The sequence below is a fragment of the Micromonospora sp. WMMA2032 genome (assembly GCF_002688545.1).
In the GTDB taxonomy this organism is placed as follows: domain Bacteria; phylum Actinomycetota; class Actinomycetes; order Mycobacteriales; family Micromonosporaceae; genus Micromonospora; species Micromonospora sediminicola.
Map to the genome: position 1 here is coordinate 4470424 of NZ_CP024052.1, position 21215 is coordinate 4491638.

Genomic DNA, 21215 nt, shown 5'->3' on the forward strand with positions numbered 1-21215 from the left:
GCGGCCCGCCGGGTACCACCCACGACCCGTGGTGACCGCTTGCGTCGGACCGACATGATGGCTCGGTGCGTTCCTCGACCCCGCCGTGGCGGTCGCCGGCCCTGACCGCCCTCGGCTGCGTGTTCCTGCTGGTGGCCGGTGGTGCACTGCTCTGGCTGCCGATCCACACCCAGAACGAGCTGGACGACTGGCAGGCCGAGCTGCGCGCCCGTGGTGTGCCGACGCGGGCGCTCGTGCACGACCAGGTGACGAAACGCGGGGGCACGTCGAAGACGATGTACTTCCGTTACGAGGTGGACGGCCGGACGTACGAGCGTGAGGTGGCCTGCGTCGAGGTGTGCCGGTCGATCGGCGACGAGGTGCCGATCTGGGTGAACCGGGTCGACCCGGGCGACTTCGTCACCGACTTCGGCCAGTTGAGCGGCCACCGGGGCCGGCTCCAGGGCGGGCTCGGCGCGGCGGGCTTCATGCTCCTCGTGGTCGCGATTCCCCTCGCGCTGTCCCGGCTCCGGTGGCCGAGCCGGTCACGCCGCCGTACGCCGCCGCGTCCGGCCGCCGCACCAGGGGCGGGCGGCACCGACGCCACCGTCCGCATCCGGCACAAGCGGAAGCGGCGACGCTGAGGGCCGGGCGGTCACGGGAGGGCGCGGGGCAGCAGGTCCAGGAGGCCGTCCGGGTAGAGGATCGCCTCGCCGCCGGCGAAGCGGCGCAGCGGCTGCCAACTGACCGGGCTGCCCTCGTCCGCGACGATCCCGACGGCGTCCCGGTCGTAGATCGACGGGTCGGCCAGGTCGGCCGAGAAGACGAACACGATCTCGTGACCGGCGCGGCCGAACGCCGTGAAGATGTTCTCCAGGACGCCGAGCAGTTCCACACCGGACAGCTCGACGGCCAGCTCCTCCCGCAGCTCCCGCCGCACGGCCTCGGCGGCCGACTCCCCGAACTCGACGCCACCGCCCAGCGGCCGGTAGAACGTCTCCCGCTTCGTCGCGTCGTGCGCCTCGAAGACCAGGAGGTCGTCCCCGCGTCGCACCACGGCGACGGCCACGGCGCGAATGTGCGGCGGTGAGGTCACGGCGTGACCTCCTCCAGCGTCCCGTCCGGTCCCAGGCGGAACCTTCGCGGCGGCCCCATGGCGCGCATCGCCTGTGCGTAGGCGGCCGCACGCGCCGCCTGTTCCCGACCCGTGGGGTCCGCGACGCGGAAGACGTGCACGGGAACGGCGTCGGCGTCGACGTCGTCCGGCCGACGCCGGCCCTCGATGGTGAAGCCGAACAGGGCGCGCAGGGCGTCCTCGCCCAATTCCAGCGGGTGGAACGGCAGCGGGTAGGGGACCGGTTTCACCGGATGTTGGCCGTCCCAGTACGGGCGCTCGAAGTCGTACGGCTCCCCGATGTTCTCGGCGATGCCGCCGTCCGGGGACAGGCTGAGCGAGCGGACCAGCTTCCCGTCCTCCCAGACCGCGAAACAGAGCCCGTCCACGCCCGAGTGCATGCCGTGCATGACGATCCGCCGGCCGGTACCGAGGCGGAGCAGGTGCTCGGGCAGTTCCGACGGGCGGTCGAGGACCAGCCGGCGGTCGCACAGGACCGTGGCTCCGGGCAGCGCCGCGACGTGGGTGACGTCCTCGGGCGGCCAGGTCACGTCGAGCGTGCTGTCGTCGGCCGGTGTGAGGTCGTACCCGGGAAGGGCCTGCCGGACGGCGGCCTCGGCCTCCGCCGGGTCCGAGGCGACCGCGGCCCGCAACAACGGCCGCAGGTCGCCATCGGCGAACGCCAACAGCGCCGTCTTCGCGCCCATCGCACCTCCCGGTCGGTCCCCGGACGATACCCGGCATCGATCTTGAAGGTGTGCCGGCGGCGCGCCCCGGGTCAGACCTTGCGGTAGCGCGCCTCGGTCACCGCGAACAGGCCGTACGCCGTGAACCCGACCGCCACCACGAGCAGCAGCCAGGTGCCGTAGCTCTCGTCGGCGAGCGCGCGCAGCGCCGCGTCGAGTCCGCGCGCCTTCTCCGGGTCGTACCGCCAGGCGGCCACCACGAACAGGATCCCGGCGATCGCGTACGCCAGGCCCTTGGCCGTGAAACCCACCGCGCCGAGCCGGCCGACCAGCCGTCGCGTCGCCGCCGCCATCCGGCCGACGTGCAGGTGCTTCTCGAAGCGCCTGGTGATCCCGACGATCGCCAGCCAGACGCCGATCCCCGCCAGGATCAGGCCCGCCGTCATGACGGCGACCCGGCCGGCGTCGGAGGCGAGCAGCCCCGCGGCGGCGTCCTGCTGGGTGTCGGCGCTGGACGACTTCTTGCCGCGCAGCACCTTGACCCCGCTGAACGCGAGGTAGAGGTAGAACGCCGCCCGGCCGGCCGACGCCGTCCGCTCGGTCAGCCGGCGCTCGCGGAAGATTTCCAGCACCTGCCAGACCGCCATGGCCACCAACCCGACGACGATCGCCCCGATGAGCGCCGCGCCGAACGGTTCGTCGGCGATCTGCTGCATGGCGCCCGACTGGTCGCCGTCGGCGGCCGGCCCGCCGAGGGCGACCTTCATGATCACGTACGCGAAGAGCAGGTGCAGGGTGCCGTAGCCGACGAAGCCGGCCCGGGTCAGGCGCTCCAGCCAGGAGTTGTCGGCGGCGCGGGAGGCGGCCCCGCGCGTCCGCGCGGACAGCGATGACATGGGCCGTCATTCACCGATCGCGGCTCCCGCCAAACCTCCGGCCCCGGTGTGCGCGATGAAATGACCGCCTTCAACCCCTTGCCTCCCATTTATCGGGTGAATGAAATGAATGAGCGGCAAGTCGTGCTAAAGCCTTCGCCCCGGTGCGGAATCGATAGCTTTCCGTCAGTGAAGTTTCTATCCTTGAAGGATCCGATCGCCCGCAGCGAAAGGGGCGGCATGCCGCGCCGTTCGAGCCTCAGCTATCGAGATGCGTTACGACTGTTGGCGCCCGGCAGCGCGCGCATCACCGAGACCGACAAGGTCGTCAACGCGGGAATCCTGGGCGCGGGCGCGCTCTCGCACGGTGCGGCGCTGGCCCTGCTCGGTCCGAAGAACGCGCTCATGCAGCTCGTCCGGGACGCCACCGGCAACCAGGCCGGCCGGATACGCGCATCCGGCGGAAAGGCGTACTACGAACTGTTGGAGGCCAGCCACACGGTGCTGGCGCTGTCCGCGTTCTTCGACGGATTCCGGGACGAGGTGGGCCCGGGCTTCGACCGGCTGGAACTGACCGACGCGGAAAAGGTCGCCATGGTGCCGGCCGAGCGACGTCGACACACCCTGCCCCAGGAAATCGACGCCGGATACTTTCCGCTGCCGTCGTCGGTGCACGGCATGGACGACACCCGGCGGGACGTCGAGGCGGCCTACGTCACCCTGTACGACGCCACCATCGCCTTCTGCGACGGCCTCGCCGCCTGGCCGGCGGTGCGGCGCGGGCTCGACCTCACCTCGCTGCGGTCCCGCGTGGTCGCGCGCAGCATGTGGCACTACGAGGACCGCTTCGACCGGCTCGCCACCGACCTGCCGGAGTTCGGGTTCCGGATGGTCCGGCAGGCGATCGAGCACAACCTGGTCGACAACCGGAAGCTGACCGCCGAGGTCGCGGACCGGCTGGACGCGCTGGCGGACCTGTCCCGCAACCTGGCCGGGCTGGCCGGCCCGGCCGCGCCCGAGCCGGACCGGCTCCGGGAATCCCTCGACCGGCTCGCCGGCTCGCTGGGCGCGGTGTTCCGGCAGCCGCTGCTGCGGATCAAGGACATCGACTTCCACCTGCGGCTGCCCACCGTGGAGCGGGGGTTCATCAGCCCCGACTTCCGGGTCGCGGAATACGACAAGCGCGCCGCGCCGGAGCGGGAGCGCTGGTGGGAGGAGCAGCCGCGCAGCGGCGACCTGGTCGGGTTCCTCTCCGACTACCTGACCGACCCGGCGAGCCTGCACCGCCCGCTGCTGGTCCTCGGTCAGCCCGGCGCCGGCAAGACGCTGCTGACCCGGGTGATCGCGGCCCGGCTGCCGGCGAACCGGTTCACCGCCATCGTCGTACCGCTGCGCCGGATGTCCGGGGACACCTCGCCGACCGAGCAGATCGAGTCGGCGATCGAGCAGCTGATGGACGAGCGCATCCGGTGGGCGGACCTGCGCCGCGCCACGAGCACCACCACGGTCGTGGTCGTCTTCGACGGGTTCGACGAACTCGTCCAGGTCACCGGCACCGCCCACTCCCAGTACATCGACCGGGTGGCCGAGTTCCAGGAGGCCCAGTGGGACCTGGGCTACTCGGTCATCCCGGTGATCACCTCACGGATGCTGGTGATGGACCGGGCCAGCGTGCCCCAGGGCACCGTGCTGGTCCGGCTGGAGGACCTGACCGACGCGCAGGTGACGACCTGGGTGTCGGCCGTCAACGGCGCCAACGAGGACCGGTCCGGCTACCGTCGCCTGTCCGCCCGCGACCTGCTGTCGCACGGCGAGCTGGCCCGGCAGCCGCTGCTGCTCACCCTGCTGGCCATCTACTACGACGAGCACCGGGTGGAAGGACCCCCCGACCTGGGTATCTCCCGGTCCGACCTGTTCACCGGCCTGCTCACCGCCTTCATCCGGCGGCAGATCGGCGAGAAGGCGCCGGGTGACCTGTCGCAACGCGAGCGGGAGGCTCGGGAACACCGGCTGCGGCGCGACCTGGCGATCACCGCGTTCGCCATGTTCAACCGCAACCGGGAACTGGTGAACCGGGCCGCGCTCCGCGACGACCTGGGCTGCTTCGGCTCCGGCTCCGGCGACGGCACCCGGTTCGAGCTCGGCGACGTGCTCGGGCCGGAGCAACTGGTCACCGCCGCCTTCTTCGTCGTGTACGGCCCGGACGACCTCCAGGGCGAGGACGCCCGCCGGACCTACGAGTTCCTGCACGCGACGATCGGCGACTTCCTGATCGCGGAGTACGTGATCGGGTCGCTGCGGGAACTGGCCGAGCTGCGGCGGCGCACCCGCACCCCAGCCGGCTTCGGCTACCAACTGGACACCGGCCAGTTCCGCGCCCTGCTCTCCCACCAGCCCCTGGTGAAACGGGAGGCGGTGGTCGGGTTCGCCCGGGAACTCAGCGCCCGGCACCCGGAGGAGCGTGGCGCGATCATCGAGACCGTCGCCGAGCTGCTGGCCGAGGCGCGGCAGCGGGGCAACGTCGCCGGGGTGGACGGCTACCGGCCGTCGCCCTACGACCCGGTGCGGCTGCTCGCCGCGTACACCGCCAACCTGGTCGCGCTGGCCGCGCTGGTGTCGCCCGACGGCGTACGGCACACCGACCTGATGGACGACGAGACCTGGGTCTCCACGGTGCGGCTGTGGCGGGCCGGGCTCGACGAGAAGGGCCAGCTCGCCATGATCAGCTGGCTGGGGCGGGACGCCGACGGCCGGATCACCGCGGAACGGCGGCGCGAGCGCCGGGGCGAGACCGTGAGCGTGGCCGCCGAGGAGGCCCGGCTGCTCGGCGACATCACCACGTACGGCCAGTTGCAGGCCGGCGCGCGGACGTGGCGCGGCCGGCAGCCGGACAGCTTCGAGGCCGGCCGGTTCCACGCGGACCTGGTGTCGCTGGCCACCCGGCGTTGGCCGGTGCCGTCGTTGCACCAGCTCATCCTCTACGACGAGCGCAGCTACCGGCGGCTGTGGGAACGGGCCGTCGAATCGCCGGGCGCGGTGTCCAGCACCAGCGCCACGGTGCTGCTGGAATGCCTCGCCGAGGACGGCGCGCAGTTGCCCCGCGAGGTGGTCTGCGGGTTGACCCGGGTGGCGCTGGACCGACTGCCCCGGTCGGTGACCGCGCCCCCGGAGCTGATCATCTCGTGCCCGTACCTGATCGACGAGTTTCCCGAGCTGCTCGACTCGATCGGCACGCCGGAGGACCACGCGGTCCTGCACGCGCTGATCCTCCGGCACGGGCTCGACCGGCTGCCGGCGGAGTACGTGCCCCGGGTGCGGGCGGTGCTCGCCGACATCGAGGGGCGGCTCGCCGAGCTGCCCCTGGAGGACGGGGTGGTCTCCGCCGAGATGGCGGAGCAGTTCGCCGCCGCGCGGGTCGACAACCGCACCGCGTTGTGGTTGCTGATGGCGCTGAGCGAGTACGCCGACCTGGCCTGGCGGAAGATCCGGCCCGGGACCATGGCGGCCCTGCTCGCGCACCGGCTGCCCGACGAGTTCCTCGACGAGACGAGCCTGTGCCGGCTGCTCCTCGACTACCTGCGGGCGCACGACCGGGTGCCCGCCGACGTCACGTTGACGGCCGCCGTCGACACGCTGCGCGTCCTCGCGGCGACCGATCAGGGCCCGGCCGCCGATGGGTTCTGACCGCGCGCCCGGCCCGGCCCGCCACCCCCGCCACCACCACCGTCCCGGAGGCCCGGTTTGTCACACCCGCCCACGCACCGCGAGCACATCGTCCGATCCGGAAGGCGCAGCCTGGCCGTCGACGTGGCCGGCGCGGAGCGCGGCTGGCCGGTGTTCCTGATGCACGGCACGCCGGGCAGCCGCAACGGGCCACGCCCGCGATCGAGCGTGCTCTACCGGCTCGGCGTCCGGCTGATCTCCTACGACCGACCGGGCTACGGCGGTTCCAGCCGGCTGCCGGGCCGCCGGGTGGCCGACGCCGCCGCCGACGTCGCGGCCATCGCCGACGACCTGGGCCTGGACGAGTTCTCGGTGGTCGGCCGCTCCGGGGGCGGCCCGCACGCCCTGGCCTGCGCGGCGCTGCTGCCGGAGCGGGTACGGCGCACCGCCGTGCTGGTCGGCCTCGCCCCGGCCGGCGCGACCGGACTGGACTGGTTCGGCGGCATGACGGAGGCGAACGTCCGCGACTACGGGACCGCCGAGCACGACGAGGTGGTCCTCGCCGAGCAGTTGCGCCTGCGGGCGGAGCGGACGATCGACGACCCGGGCTCGTTGCTGGCGCTGCTGGTCGAGCAGATGACCGAGGCCGACCGTCGGGTGGTGGCCGGGGTGCCGATCCGCCGGCAGTTGACCGACGCCTACGCCGAGGCGCTGCGGCGGGGGCCGGACGGCTGGATCGACGACGTCCTCGCGCTGCGCGCCGACTGGGGCATCTCGCTGGCGGAGATCCGGATGCCGGTACGGCTGTGGCACGGTGCCGACGACAACTTCGCCCCGGCCAGCCACACCCGGTGGCTGGCCGGTCGGATCCCCGGCGCGCAACTGCACGTGCAGCACCGCAGCGCGCACTTCGGCGCGGTCGAGGTGCTGCCGGAGATGTTGGCCTGGCTGACCCGCCCGTCGGAGCGGACCCCGGTCAGATCGGATGCGGGTCGATGATCCGCCGCTGGAACCGGTGCTGGCGGAGCGCCTCGACCGCCGGATGGTGCTCGCCCAACCGACGGGCGAGCTTGTCGGCCACCGTCTCGATCTCCGCCCGCCGGCCGGATTCCATCCGCTCCCGCATCAGCACCAGGTTGGCCCGGCAGCGCAGCGCGTTCGGATGCTCCGGTTGGAGCACGCGGTCGAGACCACGGGAGGCACGCTGCAACAGCTCCAGCGCCGCCCGGTCCGCCGCCTCCCGGCCCTCCGGCGGGTCCGGCTGCTCGGCGAGGCAGATGGCCTGGTTCATCCAGCCGGAGAGGGGGTACGGGTGCGCGTCGCCGAGCACGGCGGCGAGCGCGTCCGCCGAGCTGCCGGCGAGCTGCCGCGCCTCGACGAAGTCCCCGGCGCGACGGGCCACCATCGCCAGGTTGACCTGGCAGACCAGGGTCAACGGGTGCTCGGGACCGAGGTTGCGCCGGTAGATGCGGTGCACCTCGGTGAGTTCCCGGCTGGCCCGCTGGTGGAGGTCGACGGTGAGCAGGTTGATCGACAGGCTCAGCCGGCAGGTGAGGGTCTCCGGGTTGTCCGGCCCGAACCGTTCGGTCAGCAGCTCGTAGGCGGCCTCGAGCAGCTTGCCCGCCTCGACCGCGTACCCGGCCGCGCGCAGCGACACCGCCAGGTTCGTCTGCGTCCGCAGGGTGATCAGGTGTTCGGCGCCGGCGGTGTGCAGCAGGTCCCGGTGGACGGCCCGCAGCCGGGCGATCGACTGCTCGTAGTCTCCGGCGTCGCGCATGTCGATGCCCACGTAGGCGGAGGAGGCCAGCGTGTCCGGGTGGCTGTCGGTGAGGGTGCCGCGGCGCCCCTCCAGCACCATCTCGTCGTTCTTGCGCGCCTCCTGGAAGTCTCCCATCAGGCGCTGGGTGCTGGCCAGGTTGTTCAGGGCGGCGAGGGTACGCGGATGGTCCTCGGCGAACAGTCGCTTCCAGGCGTTGAAGGTGGCCTCGTCGAGGCGCAGCGCCTCGCTGTACATGCCCATGCCCCGCAGGTCGCGCGCCAGCCCGCCCGCCGTCATCAGGGTGTGCGGGTGGTCGTCGCCGAGCAGTTCCCGCTGGGCCGCGAGCACCTTCTCGTCCAGCGCCCGGGAATCCTTGAACTGCCCGAGGAAGGCGAGGATGTTGGCGAGGTTGAACTGGAGGTGCAGCAACTGCCGGCGCAGGTCCTCCCGCGCCCGCTCGTCGGTCTCCGTCGCCAGCATCCCCTTCCAGGTCCGGACGACCTCCTCGCCGAGCCGGCGGCCGGTCTCCAGGTCGCCCCGCAACTGCAGGTAGCGGACCCGGTCGATCATCAGCGCCCGCACCTCGACCTTCCGGCTGAGCGCCGCCTTCGACGGCTCCAGGTGCGGCCAGATCACCCGGAACTTGGGCCAGTTGACCGGGTCGTCCACCTCGCCCTCGGGCCGGAAGGCGGCCAGCACGAGGTGGACCTGGGCGCGCGCCTCGTCGAGTTCCTCCTCCGTCATCCGGGACCGGACGGCGTGCTGGAGCAGGCGGTGCATGAGCACGAGCCCGCCCCGGCTCCGCTCGCCGCCGGACGGGTTGTCGGCCCGGAGGTCGACCCGGACCAGGGCGAGCCGGTTGGCCTGCTGCACCAGCTGCTGGCGGACCAGGCGCTCCTTCGCCTGCGGGTGGAACGGCACCAGCGCCTCGGCGAACTTGTTGCTGTAGACCAGATCGGCCGAGATCTCCGGCGCGAACACCGAGCAGAGCTGGAGCACCCGGTAGGCCGCCGGGTTCCGGGTGCGCAGGTGGTTGAGGGACAACTCCCAGGTGGCCTCCACCGAGACGTTGCTGTTCGGTTCCATCACCGCGCCCGGACCGAAGCGGGCGATCTCGGTGAGGTAGCTGTCGACCGAGTGGCCGGTGTCGGCCAGCCAGGCCGCCGCGGCGGTGACCGCGATCGGCAGGTCACCCAGCAGGGAGGCGATCTTGTCGGCCTGGTCCGGCCGCATGTTCGGCACCCGCTCGGTGAGGTGCTGGATGCTCTCCGCCCGCTTGAACACGTCGACCTGCACGGTGGTCGCCCGCTCCACCCACTGGAGGTTGCGGGACGTGATCAGGACGTGGCCCTTGCCGTCCGGCACGTAGGGCAGCACGCCCTCGACCTCGTCGGCGTTGTCCATGATGAGCAGCCACCGCAGGTCGGTGTGGCGCAACGCCTGGAGGACCAGCCGGGCGTTCTCCCGGTTCGACTCCGACGACTGCACGCCCAGGTAGGGCGCCAGGTCGCCGATCGCGGACTCGATGAACGGCACCTGGTCGGCGTCGACCCACCACACCATGTCGTACGCGGCGCGGTAGCGGTGGGCGTACTCCAGCGCCAGTTGGCTCTTGCCGATGCCGCCCATGCCCTGCAACGCCACCGGTCCGGTGCCGGCCAGCACCACCTTCGGGCTGCTGCGCAGCAGCGTCCGCAGCTCCCGCAGGTCCGCCTCGCGGCCGGTGAAGCGCTTGTTCCGGCCGGGCACCTCGAAGACGCTGTTGTCCCGGCCGGGGAACCGGGGGCCGGTCGGCAGCTCGACGTCGGCGCTCGCGCCCTCCCGCCCGACGAGGCGCAGGATGCGGGTCGCCGCGGTCCGGGCCTCCAGCCCGGCCACCGAGACGCTGTGCGCGGCCGGCACGTTGGCGAGCCGCCGCACGTCCGCGACGTAGACGACCAGCGGCACCTGGTCGGGTGAGCGGTCCGGCGCGGCGAGCACGGCCTCCTCGGTGGCGTTGGCCTCCGAGACGATGATCAGCTCCCGGGCCGTGCGGGGCGCCTCGTCGTCGGCGAACCAGGGGTCGGTCACCCGGACGTCGGCCGAGGCGAGCAGGTTGCCGATCCACTCCGCCCACACCCGGTCGTACGGGTCGTGCCGCAGCAGGATCTCGTTCTCCACCGAGGTGGACGTGCGGGTGAACCGGGCGTTGACCCGGTCGCGCACCGCGCCGCTCATCGGGGGCAGCGACTCCACCTCGCCCCGGGTGATCTCCCGGGCCAGCACCTCGTACGCCGACAGCAGCGAGCCGTTGACGCCGGGCTGGTCGGCGAAGGTCGCCAGCAACTCCTCGTACGCGTAGTAGGCCTGGTAGGGGACCTGCATCCGGGCCCAGTAGCGGTCCCGTTCGGCCTCGCTCATCCCGCTCGGCAGGCCGCTGAAGCGCTGCCGGGCCACGGCCCGCCCGGTGTCCGCCTTGATCTTCTCGGCCGGGTCGATCCGCATCGGCACGGGCAGCACCCGGATCCGCCGCGAGCCGTAGCGGTGCTCGACCAGTCGGGCCACCTTGGCCGCCCCGGTGATGCCCTGCTCGCTCAGGGTGAAGCAGGTGACGAGCACGTCCGGGAGCTGGATGGTGCAGATGTCGGCGACGTCGGAGAAGCCGGTGCGGCTGTCGATCAGGACGTAGTCGTAGTTGCGCTTCATGTCGGCGCGCAGCGCGTCGAAGAAGTGGCCGCCGCCCTGCCGCTCGTAGAACTCGTCCCAGTTCATCCCGGCCAGCGCGCCGGCGTAGTCGTTGTTCTGCTGGCCCGCCGAGAGGAAGTCGAGCGTGCCGTCACCGGGGAAGTTCGACCAGTTCAGCGAGAACGAGTACTTGTGCACGCGGGCGTACTGCTCGTGCCAGCGGTCGTCGCCCTTGTCCTGCGTGGTGGTGGTTGCCCACTCGTACTCCCGGATCAGGTCGATCACCCCGCCGGTGCTCTCCAGCGCGTCGCGGTCGATGAACGGCGCGAAGAAGCGCGCCAGCCCGGGGGATTCCAGGTCCCAGTCGACGGCCAGGACCCGCTTGCCGTTGGCGGCGAGGATCCACGCCACGTTGGCCAGGGCCATGGTCCGGCCGGTGCCGCCCTTGTAGGAGTAGAAGGTGACGACCTGTCCCTCGGGTCGGGTCATGGCTCCACTCCTTCGTCGGGCGGCGGGTTCTCCCAGAGCCGGGGCTTGCTGATCGGCCGTCCCGGCGGCGGGTAGGCCGGTCGCGCGTCCAGGTAGCGGCGTCGCATCCGGTCGACCAGGCCGTGCACCCCGGCCCGCCAGTCGTCGTACGTGCTGACCGCCAGCGGGCGGGCCGTTCGGGGGAACATCGCCACCGCCCGGTCGAGCAGCACCGTGGCGTGGGAGCGGCGACCGGGTGCCGGGTCGTCGATGAGCACCACCACCCCCACCCAGCTGTGCAGGCAGTCGACGGCCGCGCGGACCGCCTCCGTACCGTCCGGCGTCTCGACCACCCGCGGGTCGACCATGAGGACACCCGGGCAGCCCCGGAACAGGCCCTCGTCCGGCGCGAAGTCCTGGACGTCGATGGGCATCCGCAACCGCTGGACCGCGTCGGTCACGTCGTCGACCACCGGCGGTCGGTCGCGGAACGGTCGCCACCGAGCGGCGTGCGTGTCGGGCCGCCCGTTGAGCCGGCCCGCCTCCGGCAGCTGGCCGGGGGCGATGACCACGGCCAGGAAGGGCACCTCGCTGGTCGGGGACGAGGGCACGTCGGTCGGCCCGGTCGGCGGCTCGGCCGGTTGCAGCGGAGTCTGCTCGGCGGTGTCGACGATGTGCTGGGCCAGCCGGCCCAGGACCTCCTGGTAGTCGCGCTGGAAGATCTGCAGGCGGCAGAGCGCGCTCATCCCGTTGGCGGCGTAGGCCTCCACGTCCGCGGCCATGGCCAGCGCCCGGGCCTGGTCGGTCGCGTGGACGGCGGCGGGTGACGGGGTCCACAGCACGGGCAGGATGTTGTCCCCGTCGGCCGGCCGGCCGGCCCGTAGCAGCCGTTGCCGGAACCACTCCCGTTCCCGGCGCGAGTCGTCCCGGTTGAGGTAGTCCGGTGAGTAGAGCGGGACGAACACCTCGGCCTCGGCGAGCGCCACGCGCTTCTGTTCCGCCCGATCCTCCGACAACCGGACGGTGAAGTCGGCGAAGCCCCGCCGGCGCAGCCGCGCACCCGGGCGCCCGTCGATGGCGAGGTTGAGATCGTGGTAGAAGCGGCGGACCCAGTGGTCGCCGAGGGTGCGGTCGCTGTGTGTCGGTGGGGGGACGTAGCTGAGGAAGAAGTAGCGTGCGCCGGCGAGGACGGGCCTCTCAGGACTCACGTCGGCACGACCCGTCCAGCGTGGACGGAACCTCCGACCGCCAACCGGTAATGATCACGCGCTGCTCTCCAGTCGACACGTTGTGCGTATCGATCAGAGTAAGAGACGGTGCCCACCGGTGAACAGGCCTCACCGTCCGGCGTGGTGATCCATCCAGCCGACCGCGGTGCGCACCGCCGCCGGCATCGGCAGCAGACGGGCGACGGCGTCCCCGACCTTTCCGTGGCGGGTGAAGTCCGCCCGGTCGAGGTCCTCGCCGATCGCGGTGAACGGGGCCGCGTCCAGGTGCGGGGCGACGAAGTCGAGCCGCTCCCGGCGGCCGTCCCGGAGCACGTAGCAGCGGTAGGGGCGGATCATCGGCGGGTGGTGCGAGCGGTACTCGGCCAGGTGCAGGGCGGTGCACGACGACCAGCCGACGCCGAGCAGCAGGATCCGCGCGTCGGCGGCCTCCAGGGCGGCCAACGGGGACCGCTGGCCGAGGTGCGAGTCGAGGTCGTGGACGCGCATCAGCGCCTGCGCCCGGGGGCCCCACGCGCTGAACGACGTCTGGGGGTGGCGGCTGCGCACCGCGCCGGGCAGCCGGCGTACGTGTTCGGCGAGCGCGCCCACCCCGAACGACGGTGTGGTGGCCGGGTCGAAGCCGGGCATCCGCTCCTCGTACGCCCGGCGTTCGTCGTCGGTCATCCCGGCGGTCGCGGTGCGGTACGCCGCGCTGCTGACCGAGTTGTCGGGGGTCTGCGCCGGCACCACGACGGTGCCCGCCGGCCCGACGGCCGCCCGGAGCGCCCGGGCCAGGGTGGCCGCGCCACCGGTGACCGGGCCGACGGCGCGCATCGCGCAGTGCACGAGCACGACGTCGCCGGGGCCCAGCCCCAACGCCCGCAGCTCGGCGGTGAGGGTGCCGAGTCGGTGCCCGGCGCGGACGGCGGTGGTCACGACGGCCACCCGGCCACCGCGTGGGCCACCTGCCGGAGCAGCCGCGAACCCACCGGGGTGAGGGCGTCCGCCCGCTCCAGGGCGCCGATGGCCTCGGCCGTCCAGTCCCGGTACCGCCGGTAGACCGCCTGCGCCCCGTCGACGTGGCGGTCGGCCCGGACGCGCCAGATGTCGGCCACCGCCGCGTGCGCGTAGATGCCCTGCAGCACGGCCTCCGGGGGGCGCGGGTCGGGCCGCCAGCCGACCGTGATCCCTGCCGGCCGGGTGCCGTCGACGAGGTCGTAGAGGTCGAGCAGGGCGTTCATCTTGCTGTGCTGGAACTCGTGCACCAGCAGCACCGCCAGGGAGCCGGCGTCGGTCTCCGTGGCCGCGACGCCGCCGAACGCCTGCCGCGCGGTCGAGGCCTCGCTCACACCGGCGCCGCTGCGTCGCAACGGCACCAGGGCCCGCAGGCCGGCGCGCAGTTCCTCGGCGTGGCCCGGCGTCTCGTCCCGGACGATCGTCCACGCGGCGCCGAACGTGGTCGCCCAGTGGGCGGCGGTCGCGTCGTCGAGCCGCCCGGCGGCGGGCAGCCGGTGGCAGTCGCGGTGCGGGTCGCCGTCCTCCAGCAGGACCGTCACGTCGTCCGCGACCAGAGCCCGGGTGGGTTGCCAGCGGGGCTCGTTCCCGGCCGCGTCGACGCGTACCGTCACCGCTCCGGCGGTCACCCGCAGCGTCCCGGGGCCGACGTGGACCTCCGCCGCGCCGTCGCCGACCTCGGGCAGCAGCACGGTGCCGACGGTCGGCAGGTGCAGGCGGCCGGCCCGGACCGGCACGGCGAGCCGGAGCGGGATGCCGGCGTCGCGCGCCACGGCGGCGGCGATCGCGGCCAGGTAGTCGGCGCCGTAGCGGGCGCCGGTGCCGGCGCCGGCCAGGCACTCGACCGCCCACGCGCGGACGTACGGGTGGGCGGTGACCCGGGCGACCGAATCCGGCGCGTGCCGGTCGAGATCGGTCAGAGCCGCCCAGCCGTCCGCCCCCGGGCCGGCACCCGGCAGGTCGCCGGCCACCGCGCCGAGCAGCGCGCGGACGATGGCGGTCTGCGCCTCCACGAGCCGGCGGACGGCGGACCGGTCGCCGGTCGAGGCCGCGAGACGGTCGATCAGGTCGTCGGCCGGCTCGGCGGCCAACGGGGCCGGCGCGGACGCCGGTGGGTTCTCGTTCACGTGCACGATCAGCTCTTTCAGATCGACGCAGTAGACGCTGGGGTGGTCGAAGTGCCCGTCGCCGTAGCGGTGGGCGAAGAGGCCCCCACCGCACTGGGCGACCACCGGGCAGCGCCGGCACTCGTCGCTGAGCCCGGCGCGGCCGGCGCGGCGGCGGGCCAGTTCCGGGCTTCCGGCGACGTCGTCGGCCGAGTGCGAGAAGACGGTCATGCCGGTGGCGGGCGCGCCGTCGTACGTGGTCTTGAGCGAGTCCGCCTGCTCCCACTCGCCGTCCGTCTCGATCACGGCCAGGTCGACCGGGTCGAGGCCGAGCCACTCGGTGCCGCTGGGACCGCCGCCGGCCGTGGACCGGAGCGAGTCGAAGAGGCGGACCGGGACCGGACGTCCGTCCGCCCGCCAGCGGTCGTAGACCGCGCGGAGCCAGTCGGCGTACGCGGCGCCGCCGCCCGGCCGTGGGGGTGGGCTGTCCCAGGTGGCGTGCGGGAGCAGGAAGTCGATCCGGGGCGGTCCCTCGGCGAGCAGCGACTCGTAGACGGCGAGCGGGTCGTTGCGGACGTCGACCGTGCACAGCAGCCCGGACCAGAGCCGCCGGTAGGCCGGGCGACGGATGAGGGCGAGGGCCCGCAGCACCTGGTCGTGGCTGCTGGCGCCGTTGCGGAACCGCCGGTGCCGGTCGTTGGCGGCGCGGTCGCCGTCCAGTGAGACTCCGACCGCGACGTCGTACTCGGCGAGCAGGTCGCAGAACCGTTCGGAGAGCAGCACCCCGTTGGTCTGCATGCCGATCCGCAGGTCGGTGACTGGGGCGACGGCGGCCCGGAGGTCGGCGAGGACCCGGCGCAGCCGCTCGGGGCCCAGCAGCAGCGGCTCCCCGCCGTGCAGGATGACCGAGACGCGCGGCAGGTGGTGCGCGGCGGCGTGCTCGGCGATCCGGCCGGCCGCGGCCCGGAGCACCTCGGGCGTCATCCGCGCCGGGCGTCGGCGCCAGCTCTGGTCGGCGTGTTCGTAGACGTAGCAGTGGTCGCACGCCAGATCGCATCTGGAGTGGACCTTCAGCACGAACTCGGTCAGCGCCGCGCGGGCCGGCCCGGGGGACATCGCCGGATCAGATGAACGACGAGAACTTCGCGGCGGGGATCCTGGACTGATCGAGGTGAGCCGCCATGACCCGGCGCACGATCGGCGAGATGTCCGCGGCGGAGAGGCGGTCCAGCGGCTCCGCGCGAATCCTGCCCAGCGACACCGGGGGCTCATCCTGGGGCATGGGTGCGGTTGTCATGAGTCTTCCTTAGGTTTTCGTGTGCGCGCCGTGCGGGCACATGAAGCGACGGCCTACCGTAGTGCGTCCATAGGTTGATCACCATCAACCCACCGGTGCGACACGGTCCTCATAAGACTGAGTGCGGCGAGTGTCGGCGGTGGCGTCGTACGTGCGGCGAGGGATCAATATTATGCCCCTTTTTGGGCATCAGGCATGATTCAAAAGTCCAGACTTTTACAGAAATCGGCCACCTGATCGCAACATGTGTGTGTCCGGCTCGCGTCCCTCCGGCGTGGACCGTGAAGACGTTACGTCTTGACGAACGGCGTGTTATCGCTCACAGTCGATGTCATAGGACGGCGACGCCTGTGGCTTACCGGGCAGGCCCTGCTTCGTCGAACCCTGGGTCGGACGTGCCTCACCATGCGTAGCGCCAAGTGTTAGCGCTAACAGGTCCTGACCCACGTCCCGGTCCGTCCGGCCCCGGGCGGATCGCACGGCTCTGCTCACCGGAGGAGGATCATGTTCGCCCTCGATAGATCCCCATCGATCGTGTCGTCGCCCCGACGGCGCAGGTGGCTGCCACGGGTCGTCGCCGCCGGCGTGACGGCGGTGCTGGCGGGTGTCGGCGCCGCGGCGGTGGTGTCGACCCCCGCCGCCGCGGCGACGGTCGACACCAGCGCGTGGTACGTGCTGGTCAACCGCAACAGTGGCAAGGCCCTCGACGTCTACAACCTGGCCACGAACGACGGCGCGCGGATCGTCCAGTGGGCCCGCAACAACGGCAACCAGCAGCAGTGGCAGTTCGTGGACTCGGGTGGCGGCTACTACCGCCTTCGGTCGCGGCTGTCCGGCAAGGTGCTGGACGTCTACAACTTCTCCACCGCCAACGGCGGCAACATCGTGCAGTGGTCCGACGCCAACGGCGTCAACCAGCAGTTCCGGCTCGCCGACTCGGACAGCGGCTACGTCCGGTTGATCAACCGGAACAGCAACAAGGTGGTGGAGGTGCAGGGCGCCTCGACCGCCGACGGCGGCAGCATCGTCCAGTACGACGACTGGAACGGCAGCAACCAGCAGTGGCAGCTCGTCCGCGTCGACGGCGGGGGCAACCCCACCACGCCGCCGCCGAGCGGTGGGTGCAGCCTGCCGTCGAGTTACCGCTGGAGTTCGACCGGTCCGTTGGCGAACCCGCGGTCGGGTTGGGTGTCGTTGAAGGACTTCACGGTCGCTCCGTACAACGGTCGGCATCTGGTGTACGCGACGACGCACGACTACGGGTCGTCGTGGGGGTCGATGAACTTCGGGTTGTTCAGCAACTGGTCGGAGATGGCCTCGGCGAGTCAGAACGCCATGTCGCAGGGCACCGTCGCGCCGACGTTGTTCTACTTCGCTCCGCGCAACATCTGGGTCCTGGCCTACCAGTGGGGTCCGACCGCGTTCTCCTACAAGACCTCGACCGACCCGAGCAACCCCAACGGCTGGTCGTCGGCGCAGCCGCTGTTCACCGGCAGCATCTCCGGCTCCGGCACCGGCCCGATCGACCAGACGCTGATCGCCGACGGCCAGAACATGTACCTGTTCTTCGCCGGTGACAACGGCAAGATCTACCGGGCCAGCATGCCGATCGGGAACTTCCCCGGCAGCTTCGGCTCGACCTACACCACGATCATGAGCGACTCGACGAACAACCTCTTCGAAGCCGTCCAGGTCTACAAACTGCAGGGCCAGACCCGCTACCTCATGATCGTCGAGGCGATCGGGGCGCAGGGCCGCTACTTCCGCTCCTTCACCGCCACCAGCCTCAACGGCTCCTGGACCCCACAGGCGGCGACCGAGAGCAACCCGTTCGCCGGCAAGGCCAACAGCGGCGCCACCTGGACCAACGACATCAGCCACGGCGAGCTGATCCGCACCAGCGCCGACCAGACCTTCACCGTCGACCCCTGCAACCTGCAACTGCTCTACCAGGGCCGCGCCACCAACTCCGGCGGCGACTACGGCCTCCTGCCCTACCGCCCCGGCCTGCTCACCCTGCAGCGCTGACGTACCCGGGAATCGGGAGCCCGACCCGCGCGGACGCGGGTCGGGCTCCCTGACCGTTGTCTGTGAGGCAACGGTTGTGCTCCCGATCGTCGTTGATCGCCCGGTGCCGCTGACCGAGGCTGGTGGTCGACAACAACGGAGAACGAACGACACCGGGGGCGACCAGATGTCCTTCCAGGCTTACCTCGACGCGATCGAGGACCGGACCGGCAAGACCCCGCGCGCCCTGGTCGACGAGGCCAGGCAGCGCGGCTACGACCGCACCGACGTGAAGGCCGGCGTGATCGTCGACTGGCTGAAGGAGGAGTACGGCCTGGGCCGGGGACACGCGATGGCCCTGGTCCACGTGATCAGGAAGGGCCCGACGATCAGCGCCAGGCACGTCGGCTCCACCGGCTCGCACCGCGACGCCACCGACACGTTGTGGCTCGACGGCAGGGCGGCACGGGCTTCCGCGTAGGGCCCGGGTGGACGCTCACGGCTAGCGTTCGGCACATGGGAGCGATCAAGCCGTGGCACCTGGCCGTCCTGACCATCGTCTGCGTGCTGCCGGCCCTCGTGGCCGTGGCCGGCGGGATCTGGGCGCTCCGGCGATCCCGCAACCGCCGCTGAGTGGCCCCGACACCGGGCGGGCGCCGGGCCGGGGTGGCCTCCCCAACCCGGCGCCCGCCGTCACGACGCGTACGCGGTGACCGAGTCGATCCGGAGGCTGCTCGCGCCGGTGGTCCCGCCCGGGTAGAGCGACACCTGCGTGACCGAGCCCAGGTCGAGCGGGCCGGGGGTGGCCCACGGCGGCGGCGCGAAGTCGCCGAACGGCACCTCCACCACCCGCGCCTCGGTCCCGGCGAACGTGAGCGTCTTCTCCCAGTAGAAGCCGGACGCCACGAACTGGACGGTCAGCTGTTGCCCGTCCGCGCCCGGCTCGACCCACATCCGCAGCCCGGTGGTGCCGCGCCAGTCCTGCGGCACGGACAGGTTGCGGATGACGCCCGCGTACCCGCTGGCGCCGGGCGTCCAGTCCAGCCGCATGCTGTGCCCGCTGCCCTCCCCGGCCGGGGCCAGCGTCGCGGTGATCGGGTCGCCGCCGGTGTTGCGCGGGTAGGCGGCGGCCAGCGCGGCGTCCGACGGGTAGGTGTCGAAGTCGTCGACGACCACACCGGGCAGGTCGGCGCGGGTGGTGAACGCCGCGGTCGCGGCGGTCGAGCCGTACCCGTTGGTGGCGGTGATCCGCACGTGCAGCGTGGTCCCGGCGGGCCACGCCGTGGTCGGCGTGAACCCGGGGGTACGCAGGCCCGACACCGCCACCAGCGGCGCGCTCAGGTCGGCGTGTTCGGAGACGGTGAGCGAGTAGTACGCGGCACCCGGCGCGGCGGACCAGTCCAGCGCCGCCAGCCGGCTCACCCCGGTCGCGTCCGGCGCCGGCGCGGTCAGCGCGAAGGCACCCGGCGCGGTGCTGGCCGTCGCGTCGGAGCGGGCGGTCAGCGCCACCGAGGCGACCGCGAAGCGGGCGTCCCGCCCCCACACCACGCGCATCCCGTCCACCCCGCGCAGGCCGGAGACGGAGAGCGCGTACCGGCCGGGGCCGACCCGGTCGATCCGGGGCCGCACCGTACGCCAACCGCTCGTGCCGTCGGCGGACACCTGGAGCACGGCGCGGGGACGCCCGGCCGAGGCGACAGTGACCGTGGCCGCGGTCAGGTCCGCGCGTCGGTACCGCAGCTCGCCCGAGCGACCCCGCTCGGGCGCGACCAGCACGCCGTCACCGGCCAGCGTCCGGCGCAACGAGTCGCTGTGCCCGGCGCTGACGAACCAGTCCTCCAGCGGGTCGTACACCTGGTCCTGGCTTCCGGTGGTGCCGACCGGCCGGGACACGGCCAGGGCGGCGCCGGTGGCGTCGACCGCCACCACCCGGTAGGTGACCGGGCCGGTCGGGGTGGTCAGGTCGAACCACGGGGCGTCGTCGGCGCCCACCGGCTCGGCGCCGCTGACCGTGGCCCAGGCCCCGCCCGGACCGCGCCGCTGCACGAGGTAGCCGGCGGCGCCCGCAGTGCCCCGCCAGCGCAGCGTGTTGATGCCGTAGTCGGCGTCGACGGCGGTCAGCAGCGGTCGGTCCCCGGTCACGGCCGGTGCCGGGCGGCCCGACATCCGACCGGCGAAGCGGGTCAGGGCGGCGACCGCCGTCCGCATGGCCGGGGTGTCACCCGGATAGTGCACCGTGAAGCCGTCGCCGTGCGGCACGAAACCGTGGTGGTCGTGGTGGCCGAAGAGCGACCAGAACAGCGCGCCGGTCACGTCCGGGTTGGCCGCCACCTGGTCCAGCAGTTCGTCGGTGGCCTGCCCGGAGCCGAACTCGCCGGCAACGTAGACCTTGCCGGCGGCGGTGGCCGCTGCGGCGTCCGCCGCGATGCCCGCCGCGGTCGGCGGATAGTAGTGCGAGTCGCTGATGTCCACGTGCGGCGAGGCCAGGACGGCGGGGTCGACGCCGTGCTGGCTGCCGGCCGCGACCAGTTGGCGTGGGGCGAGCGTGCTGACGTGGCCGGCGAGGTCGTCGACCCAGTCGGCGGTCATCCCGTTGAGTTCGTTGCCCAACTCCCACGCCATGATCGTCGGATCGTCGGTGTACGCCGTGCCGGTGTAGCGGTTCACGTGGGTGAGCAGCGTCCGGACGTACTGCTTGAACGCGGCGCGCGCCGCCGGGTCGGTGTAGAACGCCGCGCCGTCGTCGTCGGTGCTCAGACCGAGCCAGCGCAGGAAGTCGTACCGGCCGCCGTGGTAGTACTGCCAGTTGTCGGTGAGCGGGACGATCAGCCGCAGGCCCTGCCGGCGCGCCTCGGCGATCGCGTAGTCGATCCGGTCGAACGCCTCCGGGTTGAACTCGCCGAGCGCGGGTTCGAGCGACCGTGGGTGTCCGGTGGAGACGCCGAGGGTGTGGGCGCGGACCACGGTGGCGCCCATCCGCCGGGCCGTGGTGAGCCCGTCGCGGATCCGGAAGTAGGTGGGGTGGTCGACGGCCGGCGGGTCGGCCGGGTCGGTGCCGCCGACGTTCTCGTCCAGGCCCAGCCAGTACATGTTGGGTCCGGCGAACCGGAAGGGCCGCCCGGCGAGGGTCAGCCGGGTGCCGTCGCGGACCACGAAGGAGTGGTCGGCGCGTCGGGCCGATTCGTCGGGTGCCTGCTGCCGGGCGCCGGCCCCTGCCGGTGGGGCGGGCAGGGCGGTCGTCGCCAGCGCGGCGAGGACCGCGACGACGACGGTCCGGCGGATGCGCAGTGTCATCGGAAACCTCCGCAGCTGTGCCGCCGGGGACGGCGGCGACCGGGCGGCGACGGCGTCCGTCGATGTCCGGCCGTCGCCACC

14 protein-coding genes are annotated in these 21215 nt (G+C 72.6%); 5 read left to right on the forward strand and 9 right to left on the reverse strand.

Annotated elements, in window-relative coordinates; genetic code table 11:
• The first annotated feature begins 65 nt into the window (after positions 1-65).
• The gene (locus tag CO540_RS20745) at positions 66-623 is read left to right on the forward strand and encodes a DUF3592 domain-containing protein (protein WP_253866115.1); all 558 of its coding nucleotides are present in this window, start codon (positions 66-68) and stop codon (positions 621-623) included.
• A gap of 11 nt (positions 624-634) precedes the next feature.
• Here CO540_RS20745 and CO540_RS30625 read toward each other — a convergent pair whose 3' ends face one another.
• The 3 genes from CO540_RS30625 to CO540_RS20755 form a co-directional block, all read right to left on the reverse strand.
• Positions 635-1075, reverse strand: coding sequence for an NUDIX hydrolase (locus tag CO540_RS30625; RefSeq protein ID WP_253866117.1), 441 nt, complete (start codon positions 1073-1075; stop codon positions 635-637).
• The gene (locus tag CO540_RS30630) at positions 1072-1800 is read right to left on the reverse strand and encodes a hypothetical protein (protein WP_216642293.1); all 729 of its coding nucleotides are present in this window, start codon (positions 1798-1800) and stop codon (positions 1072-1074) included. The genes CO540_RS30625 and CO540_RS30630 overlap by 4 nt, the downstream gene beginning before the upstream one ends.
• 71 nt (positions 1801-1871) lie before the next feature.
• On the reverse strand, positions 1872-2675 hold the full coding sequence (locus CO540_RS20755) for a DUF1206 domain-containing protein (protein ID WP_099163305.1): 804 nt from the start codon (positions 2673-2675) through the stop codon (positions 1872-1874).
• A 219-nt stretch (positions 2676-2894) separates the two neighbouring features.
• Here CO540_RS20755 and CO540_RS20760 point away from each other — a divergent pair, with 219 nt between their 5' ends.
• Positions 2895-6338, forward strand: coding sequence for an NACHT domain-containing NTPase (locus CO540_RS20760; protein WP_099163306.1), 3444 nt, complete (start codon positions 2895-2897; stop codon positions 6336-6338).
• Between the two features lie 57 nt (positions 6339-6395).
• Positions 6396-7316, forward strand: a complete 921-nt coding sequence (locus CO540_RS20765; RefSeq protein WP_098747472.1) for an alpha/beta fold hydrolase — start codon at positions 6396-6398, stop codon at positions 7314-7316.
• Here the strand turns inward: CO540_RS20765 and fxsT are convergent.
• From fxsT to CO540_RS30430, 5 genes are all read right to left on the reverse strand, one after another.
• Positions 7294-11229 carry an FxSxx-COOH system tetratricopeptide repeat protein gene (gene fxsT, locus CO540_RS20770; RefSeq protein WP_099163307.1) on the reverse strand — a complete coding sequence of 1312 codons (3936 nt, stop codon included), beginning with the start codon at positions 11227-11229 and terminating at the stop codon, positions 7294-7296. The genes CO540_RS20765 and fxsT overlap by 23 nt on opposite strands.
• The gene (locus CO540_RS20775) at positions 11226-12416 is read right to left on the reverse strand and encodes a TIR-like protein FxsC (protein ID WP_099163308.1); all 1191 of its coding nucleotides are present in this window, start codon (positions 12414-12416) and stop codon (positions 11226-11228) included. The genes fxsT and CO540_RS20775 overlap by 4 nt, the downstream gene beginning before the upstream one ends.
• Before the next feature lie 129 nt (positions 12417-12545).
• Positions 12546-13361 (reverse strand): aminoglycoside N(3)-acetyltransferase, encoded by an 816-nt coding sequence (locus CO540_RS20780; RefSeq protein WP_253866132.1) that lies wholly within the window; start codon positions 13359-13361, stop codon positions 12546-12548.
• Positions 13349-15652: an FxsB family cyclophane-forming radical SAM/SPASM peptide maturase gene (locus CO540_RS20785; protein ID WP_099163309.1), complete on the reverse strand. Its 2304-nt coding sequence runs from the start codon at positions 15650-15652 to the stop codon at positions 13349-13351. Before CO540_RS20785 ends, CO540_RS20780 begins: the two co-directional genes overlap by 13 nt.
• A gap of 7 nt (positions 15653-15659) precedes the next feature.
• Positions 15660-15833, reverse strand: coding sequence for a hypothetical protein (locus tag CO540_RS30430; RefSeq protein WP_172967889.1), 174 nt, complete (start codon positions 15831-15833; stop codon positions 15660-15662).
• Positions 15834-16337: 504 nt separating this feature from the next.
• Between CO540_RS30430 and CO540_RS20790 the strand changes: the two genes are divergently transcribed.
• Together CO540_RS20790 and CO540_RS20795 are read left to right on the forward strand one after the other, a co-directional pair.
• Positions 16338-17861: a non-reducing end alpha-L-arabinofuranosidase family hydrolase gene (locus tag CO540_RS20790; RefSeq protein WP_099163310.1), complete on the forward strand. Its 1524-nt coding sequence runs from the start codon at positions 16338-16340 to the stop codon at positions 17859-17861.
• Between the two features lie 166 nt (positions 17862-18027).
• Positions 18028-18321 carry a DUF4287 domain-containing protein gene (locus CO540_RS20795; RefSeq protein WP_099163311.1) on the forward strand — a complete coding sequence of 98 codons (294 nt, stop codon included), beginning with the start codon at positions 18028-18030 and terminating at the stop codon, positions 18319-18321.
• Positions 18322-18533: 212 nt separating this feature from the next.
• On the opposite strand, the gene CO540_RS20800 is transcribed toward CO540_RS20795, so the two are convergent.
• Complete coding sequence (locus CO540_RS20800; protein ID WP_099163312.1) at positions 18534-21134, reverse strand: cellulase family glycosylhydrolase; 2601 nt, start codon at positions 21132-21134, stop codon at positions 18534-18536.
• Between the last annotated feature and the right edge of the window lie 81 nt (positions 21135-21215).